Here is a 6,545-nt window from a genome sequence, read left to right as displayed (position 1 = left end):
AAAATCAAAGACGCTGGGTACCCGCGTCCGCGGGCACGACGGAAGATCAGTTGACGCTTGGTGTTACCCGCACTCCGCAGTGCACGACCACCCTCCCCCGTCACCCTTGCGAACGCGAGGGTCCAGTGGCTTTAATGGTGATACGTCCAAAGACGCTGGATTCTCGCCTGCGCAAGAATGACAAAATCAAAGACGCTGGATTCTCGCCTGCGCAACAATGGCAAAGCACACCCCGTTTTAACGCTCACCAACAAAAAGAGCGGCAATCGCCACTCTTAGTTAAGTCTCAAAAAAAACCGTTACTGTACGATTCCCATTATCTCGCGGTACTGATGCGCCTGGGCGTAATAGGCCTGACGCTCCTTTTTAGCCATCGAAGAGGCCATAGGAATATCGGCTTTCAGAGCATCCACCGGACGGCCATTAATGTGGAACTCATAGTGCAAGTGGGCACCGGTCACCCGGCCGGTGGCACCAGACAGGCCGATGCGCTGCCCACGACTGACCCGCTGGCCTTTGCGAACCTGAATCTTCGACATGTGAAGATAGCGGGTCCGATATCGACCACCGTGGTCAATCACCACATAACGACCGGCATAGGGGTGGTTTTCCACCCGGGTCACCACCCCGTCTCCCGCCGCCAGCAGAGGGGTACCGCCGGGCAGCGCCCAGTCGGTGCCATTATGCGGCTTTACCCGCCCGGTGACCGGATGCTTGCGATGGCGGTTGAAGTGATCACTGATACGGTACTTCCCATTAAAGGGACGCGCCAGGAAGGCTCGCTGCAGGCTGTTCCCGTCGGCATCGTAGAACTGACCATCAATATGACGGAACGCGTCCACCTCTTTACCCCTAAGCACAAAGCTGACGGCCAGAATCTCATGATTACCGGTAGCCACGTCATCCACAAACTGGGAGCGACGCACCACCCCGAACTGATCACCGGCGCGCAGATCGCGGCGGAAATTCAACTTATCCTTAAACAGGTTCTCAATCTCGGCCACGTCGTTGGCATTCAGCCCCGCCTGCTGAGCCACCCGGGCAAAGCTGCCTTTTACCTCACCACGGATGCCGGTGGACAGCCACTGGCCGTCAAGGCGGATCTCTTCCACCTCGTACTCTCCCGGCGCCACCTGAGTGAACCGCACCTTGTGAGCCGGGTTGAACACCAGTTCCAGTTTCTGCAGATCATTATCGGCTTCATCGAGCCAGAAGTTGAGGCGGTCACCGACTTTCAGAGTGTCGAGGGCAAGCACCGAATAATCGGCTTCCAGCACTTGGTACATCTGCTTTTGGCTGATACCAATCAGAGAGAAGATACGGCTGAGGTTGTCGCCTTTGGCAATCTCATAACTGAGTGTTTCCGGCAGGGCGACGCTGTCGAAGTTAACCAGTTCGGGCACCGGTTCGGTGGTGAGATCCGGCAACATGATCTGACCATGCTGAGAACTGGGCAGCAGTGCGTACAGGGCAATGCTCAGCGCGCCGGCCATCAGCCACCAGGGCTGGATGGCGCGAAAATCCAAAGCCTGTAACTTCTGTCGCACGGCTCGCTCCATAACGATAATTCGTAAAATCTGCAGGACAAATTGCCCCGTTGCCTGGGCAATGTCAAAAAGGATGACCAAAGATCTGACCGGGAACACAGTAAACGGTTCCCATTTCAGTAAAAAAAAGTGAGTTAAACCGGCTTTCGCAGCGTCAGATGAGTGTAGCGCCCCAAATCACAAAACACCGGCTTTTCGGAATACTCCAACTCCAGCTCCAGCAGTCGTGGCAGCGATTGCTCCTGCCGGCCTTTGTCCCTAAGGTAATCATGAATCACCCTGACCCCCACCTGCCGCTCCAGCACCATTCCTGCCTCGGTAAGCCACTGAATCACCTGTTGATTGTCAAAACCATGCTTAGGCGCCAATTTGACCTTCTTTTTACCGTGCACCATGGTATGACCCAGATTATCGAAGTTGCCGGCAACCAGGTTATGCATCTCCATACCACGATAGTTAAAGAACATCAGCGACAAATAGCCACCGGGTGCCACCTGTTCAAGCAGCCCCATCAGGGTCTGCTGCGGCTGTTCCAACCACTCCATCACCGCATGGCACAACACCAGCGGATAGGGTCCGCCCTCACGGCTCCCCAACTCTTGAAGTGGGCTATGGTGGGTGATTAAACGATCGGTCACTCCCAACGCCTGGGCCCGGCTCTGCGCCTGCAACAACATCTCTCGGGAAAGATCGCACAACAGTATGGAGTGGCCGCGCTGGGCCAATTGCAACGACAACTGGCCCTGACCGCCTCCGGCATCGAGAACCGGGCAGGCATCGGGTAACTGCGGCAAAATGTGCTGGGTTAACTCTCGCATCAACACCGCTTCGCGGATCTTTCCTTTGCTGCTGTCGTAGATATTGCGGGCGAATTTTGATGCCCGGGTGTCAAAGTTAACGTCTGCCACTGCTGCCTCTTACCGAATCGTTGACCCAACGGGTGCCAACGCACATTGTCATTATCCCGCCGCAACTGTAAAGCGCTCAAGAGCCAAAGCGCCATCATCAGGATGAAAACTGAACAGCGCTCCCCGCAGCAACGCTCAGGGGGATCTGTTTGTATACCCATGGTGAATATGGGGTTAAAAATATGACCTGTCGCATGTTTTTACGGTCCTACCTTGTCTAAAATTAGCAAACCATAATAAAACTGATTCTCACTACTATGCACAGTCACAGTCTCCATCGCTGGCAACACAACCACCAGTTTGCCCAGCAGCAGGAAAAGAACGAAAAACGCACCCTGTACGCCGTACTGATCACCGCCGCCATGATGGTAATTGAGATCGCCACCGGTTACCTGACCGGCTCCATGGCGCTGCTGGCCGACGGTTGGCACATGGCCACCCACGTGGCGGCATTCGGTTTGACCCTGTTTGCCTACAGTTTTGCCCGTAAAGCCGCCAAAGATGCCCGCTACAGCTTTGGCTCCGGCAAAGTCAACATTCTGGCCGGCTTCACCAGCGCAGTCGCCCTGGTGCTGGTGGCTGCGATGATGGCCATCGAGTCCATCTGGCGCCTGATCGAGCCTGTGGCCATCGACTACAACAACGCCCTTATCGTGGCCGTTGTCGGCCTGGTCATAAACGTCGTCTGTGCCTACCTGCTTCACCAGGGAGATGATCACCACCATGGCCACTCCCACGGACACAGCCATGGCCATTCACATGGCCACAGCCATCATGATCACGACCATCATCATGCCCACGGCCATGGCCACAGCCACGACCACAACCTGTACGCCGCCTATCTGCACGTCATTGCCGATGCGCTGACGTCGCTGACGGCCATCTTTGCCCTGCTGGCCGCACGCTATTTCGACATGCCAGGACTGGACCCGATCATGGGCGTGGTTGGCGCGGTGATCATTACCCGCTGGGGCTGGGGCCTGATCAAGGACACCTACCCGACCCTGCTGGATCGCTGTCCCAACGATACCCTGGCGGAAAAAGTCAGCCACCGCATTGAGGCGGATCGGGACAACCGCATCGCCGATCTTCACCTGTGGAAGGTCAGCGGTCACCACAGTGCCGCCATCATCAGTCTGGTGACTCACCACCCACAAGATCCCGAGCACTACAAGCAGCTGCTTAAGGATCTGCCGGAACTGAGCCACATCACCGTCGAGGTGCATCACTGCCAAGACACTCCCTGCCTGGATTGAGTCTGGCCTCTCGAAGCCAAGCTGCGGCAGTCCGTCACCCGGTGACAGACTGCCGCCATCCTCTCTGGCATTAAACCCGCCTGAAGAGCAGAAGGTTTTCACCTTCGGCCTTGCCTCAGCCAGCCATGGCACCTACAATCCGCGCCAATCATGAAATCTTGGAAATGACTATGCAAAATAGCGTCGTGCTGGTGAAAGGGCGGGAGAAATCCCTGCAGCGTCGCCACCCCTGGGTATTCTCCAAAGGGATTAAGAAGGTCAATGGCAACCCCGGCCTGGGAGACACCGTCGAGGTGCTGTCCCATGATGGGCGCTGGCTGGGGCGCGGGGCCTACTCGCCACAATCCCAGATTCGAGTGCGGCTATGGAGCTTCGATGCCAATGACACCATTGACGAGTCATTCTTCCGTCGCCGTATAGAACGAGCCCAGGCCGGACGCGATGCCCTGCCCCGGGAACACGAGATCAGCGGTTACCGGCTGGTCGCAGCCGAGTCTGACGGTCTGCCCGGCATCACCATCGATCGCTTTAATGACGTGCTGGTGTGCCAACTGCTGAGCGCCGGCGCCGATGCCTGGCGTGACACCCTGGTTAAGGTGCTGGGTGACCTGTACCCGGAGTGCGCCATCTATGAGCGTTCCGATGTGGACGTGCGCAAGAAAGAGGGGTTGGCGCCCACCACCGGCCTGCTAAAAGGGGAGCTGCCACCCCAGCCGATGGCGATCAAGGAGAATGGCCTGAAACTGCTGGTAGACGTTGTCACCGGCCACAAAACAGGCTACTACCTGGATCAACGGGACAACCGCCTGGCGTCCAGCCGTTACGTCAAAGACCGCAGCGTGCTGAACTGCTTCAGCTACAGCGGTGGCTTCGGTACCTACGCCCTGAAAGCCGGAGCCTCGCGCGTAGTCAACGCCGACGTTTCCGCCCCTGCCCTGGCACTGGCCAAACAGAATGCCGAACTCAACGGTCTGGATCTGTCCAAGGCCGAGTTTGTCGAGGCGGATGTATTCAAACTGCTGCGGGAATACCGGGACCAAGGGGTTCAGTTTGACGTGATCATTCTGGATCCGCCTAAATTTGCCGACAGCAAAGCGCAGCTGATGGGCGCCTGCCGGGGCTACAAGGACATCAACATGGTGGCCATGCAGATCCTAAAACCCGGTGGTACCCTGCTGACCTATTCCTGCTCAGGCCTGATGGAATCCAACCTGTTCCAGAAGATTGTCGCCGATGCCGCCATCGATGCCGGACGGGACGCTCAGATCATCGAGCGCCTGAGCCAGGCCGGGGATCATCCCATCGGCAGCGCATTTCCTGAAGGGTTCTACCTGAAAGGGTTGGCAGTACGGGTCTGGTAACCCCAGCTGCAACACCACAAACAGGGGCCGGTCGGCCCCTGTTTGCGTTCATCGCCTTGAGCCGCGGCGAAGATTCACCCTTGCCCCTGCGACGGCACCGCCCGGGTGGCTTCAACCCTGGGCTTGACCCAGACTTCGTTCAACCACAAAGAACCCAGGATAAGAGCACCACCGGCCATCAATCGTCCCCACTCCAGGTTGTGCTGCCACAGCAACAAGTTCACCAGCAGTCCGGCTGGCACCAGCAGGTTGTTCATAATGGCCAGCGCTCCGGCATCCACCTGGCACGCCCCCCGGTTCCACAGGAAGTAGCCTAACCCGGACGCCACGGCCCCCAGCCACAGCAGCACCGCCCACTGGGCCGGTGTCTGGGGTAATCGGTCCGGGTTCCCCTGCATCAAATAGGCCGGCAACGCCACCAGCAAGGCCCCGGCGTAGAAAAACGCAAACACCTGGTGCTGAGGCAGTGCCTGCGACTGCTTCTCCATCCACCATTTGTAACTGGCCTGGCCGATGGCAAAGCAGAGGTTGGCGCCCTGGACAATGGCAAAGCCCAGTAAGAAATCGGGATTGACCGATGCGTATTTGATCACCGCCGCACCTGCCACGGCGATGGCCGCCGTCAACAGGTACCAGGGAGAAAAGCGGCCATGGAGCAAGTCATACCACAGAGTGACGTACACCGGCGTCATCACGGTAAACAGCAGCACTTCGGCCACACTCAGGTATTCAAACGAATGGTAGTAAAAACCGTACATCGCCCCCAGTTGGCAGGCGCCGATGGCCATCAACACCACCGCCATGGGCAGAGAGACCCGCCTAGGTCTTAACCAGGGCAGCATCACCGCCAGCGCCAGAGCAATACGAACCAGAACCGAAAACCAGGGATCCACCCGACCCGCCAAGAACTCACCGATCAGGCTAAAAGAAAAGGCCCACAACAGAGTAACCAGAACCAGGTAGTTCATCACTCCTCTCCTGCCGGGCGACGGTCGACGTCCACCAGATGATGGCCACTGAGCCAGTTACGCCCCAGCAGCAACTTATATTTCATTCGGCTTCTGTCTCTGAGATTGACCCGCACCTCTCGAGTATGCCCGTTAAAGGTTAACGGCAACTCCACCACATATCGGGACTCGGTTCCCTGAGCGTTGCGAACCCGGATAACGTCAACCACCACCGCCGCCAGAGATTGGGCTTGCCCCAATTCATTGCGGCTGGTAAATCGAACCACCTTGCCAATATTGTCGGAGGCGCGAGCTGAAGAGTCTGAGATTCGCACGTTGACGGCGTGCAACGAGGTGGTGGCCGCACCGGTATCGATGCGGGCCAGATAACGAACCGACGCCTTACCCAAGGTAAGATGCTCAACCGGCCCGACAATGGATTTTGTCATGCCATGCCCCTGGCTGGCCACCATCCATACCACCGATGCCAATACTATCGCCTGGATGAATCTGGCCATATTGCTGC

6 protein-coding genes are annotated in these 6,545 nt (G+C 57.6%); 2 read left to right on the top strand and 4 right to left on the bottom strand.

What is annotated here, in order from left to right; translation table 11 throughout:
- Positions 1-299: 299 nt before the first annotated feature.
- Positions 300-1,547 (bottom strand): peptidoglycan DD-metalloendopeptidase family protein, encoded by a 1,248-nt coding sequence (locus BLT77_RS11895; RefSeq protein ID WP_176819300.1) that lies wholly within the window; start codon positions 1,545-1,547, stop codon positions 300-302.
- A gap of 134 nt (positions 1,548-1,681) precedes the next feature.
- A complete protein-coding gene (locus BLT77_RS11890; protein WP_090365486.1) occupies positions 1,682-2,455 on the bottom strand; it encodes a methyltransferase domain-containing protein in 774 nt (257 codons plus the stop codon).
- A gap of 257 nt (positions 2,456-2,712) precedes the next feature.
- Between BLT77_RS11890 and dmeF the strand changes: the two genes are divergently transcribed.
- Together dmeF and BLT77_RS11880 are read left to right on the top strand one after the other, a co-directional pair.
- On the top strand, positions 2,713-3,711 hold the full coding sequence (gene dmeF / locus BLT77_RS11885; protein WP_143026626.1) for a CDF family Co(II)/Ni(II) efflux transporter DmeF: 999 nt from the start codon (positions 2,713-2,715) through the stop codon (positions 3,709-3,711).
- 170 nt (positions 3,712-3,881) lie between these two features.
- The gene (locus BLT77_RS11880) at positions 3,882-5,072 is read left to right on the top strand and encodes a class I SAM-dependent methyltransferase (protein ID WP_090365484.1); all 1,191 of its coding nucleotides are present in this window, start codon (positions 3,882-3,884) and stop codon (positions 5,070-5,072) included.
- Positions 5,073-5,146: 74 nt separating this feature from the next.
- Here the strand turns inward: BLT77_RS11880 and BLT77_RS11875 are convergent, their stop codons facing one another.
- Positions 5,147-6,040 carry an EamA family transporter gene (locus BLT77_RS11875; RefSeq protein WP_090365483.1) on the bottom strand — a complete coding sequence of 298 codons (894 nt, stop codon included), beginning with the start codon at positions 6,038-6,040 and terminating at the stop codon, positions 5,147-5,149.
- Complete coding sequence (locus BLT77_RS11870; protein ID WP_090365482.1) at positions 6,040-6,537, bottom strand: ATP-dependent zinc protease family protein; 498 nt, start codon at positions 6,535-6,537, stop codon at positions 6,040-6,042. Before BLT77_RS11870 ends, BLT77_RS11875 begins: the two co-directional genes overlap by 1 nt.
- Between the last annotated feature and the right edge of the window lie 8 nt (positions 6,538-6,545).

The sequence above is a fragment of the Ferrimonas sediminum genome (assembly GCF_900100175.1).
Classification (GTDB): Bacteria; Pseudomonadota; Gammaproteobacteria; order Enterobacterales; family Shewanellaceae; genus Ferrimonas; species Ferrimonas sediminum.
This window is presented reverse-complemented; position numbering and strand designations above follow the sequence as displayed.

Excerpts from the sequence above, each read along its gene's own strand:
- dmeF (WP_143026626.1), top strand. The coding sequence starts at position 2,713 with ATGCACAGTCACAGTCTCCATCGCTGGCAACACAACCACCAGTTTGCC.
- BLT77_RS11880 (WP_090365484.1), top strand. The coding sequence starts at position 3,882 with ATGCAAAATAGCGTCGTGCTGGTGAAAGGGCGGGAGAAATCCCTGCAG.
- BLT77_RS11875 (WP_090365483.1), bottom strand. The coding sequence starts at position 6,040 with ATGAACTACCTGGTTCTGGTTACTCTGTTGTGGGCCTTTTCTTTTAGC.
- BLT77_RS11870 (WP_090365482.1), bottom strand. The coding sequence starts at position 6,537 with ATGGCCAGATTCATCCAGGCGATAGTATTGGCATCGGTGGTATGGATG.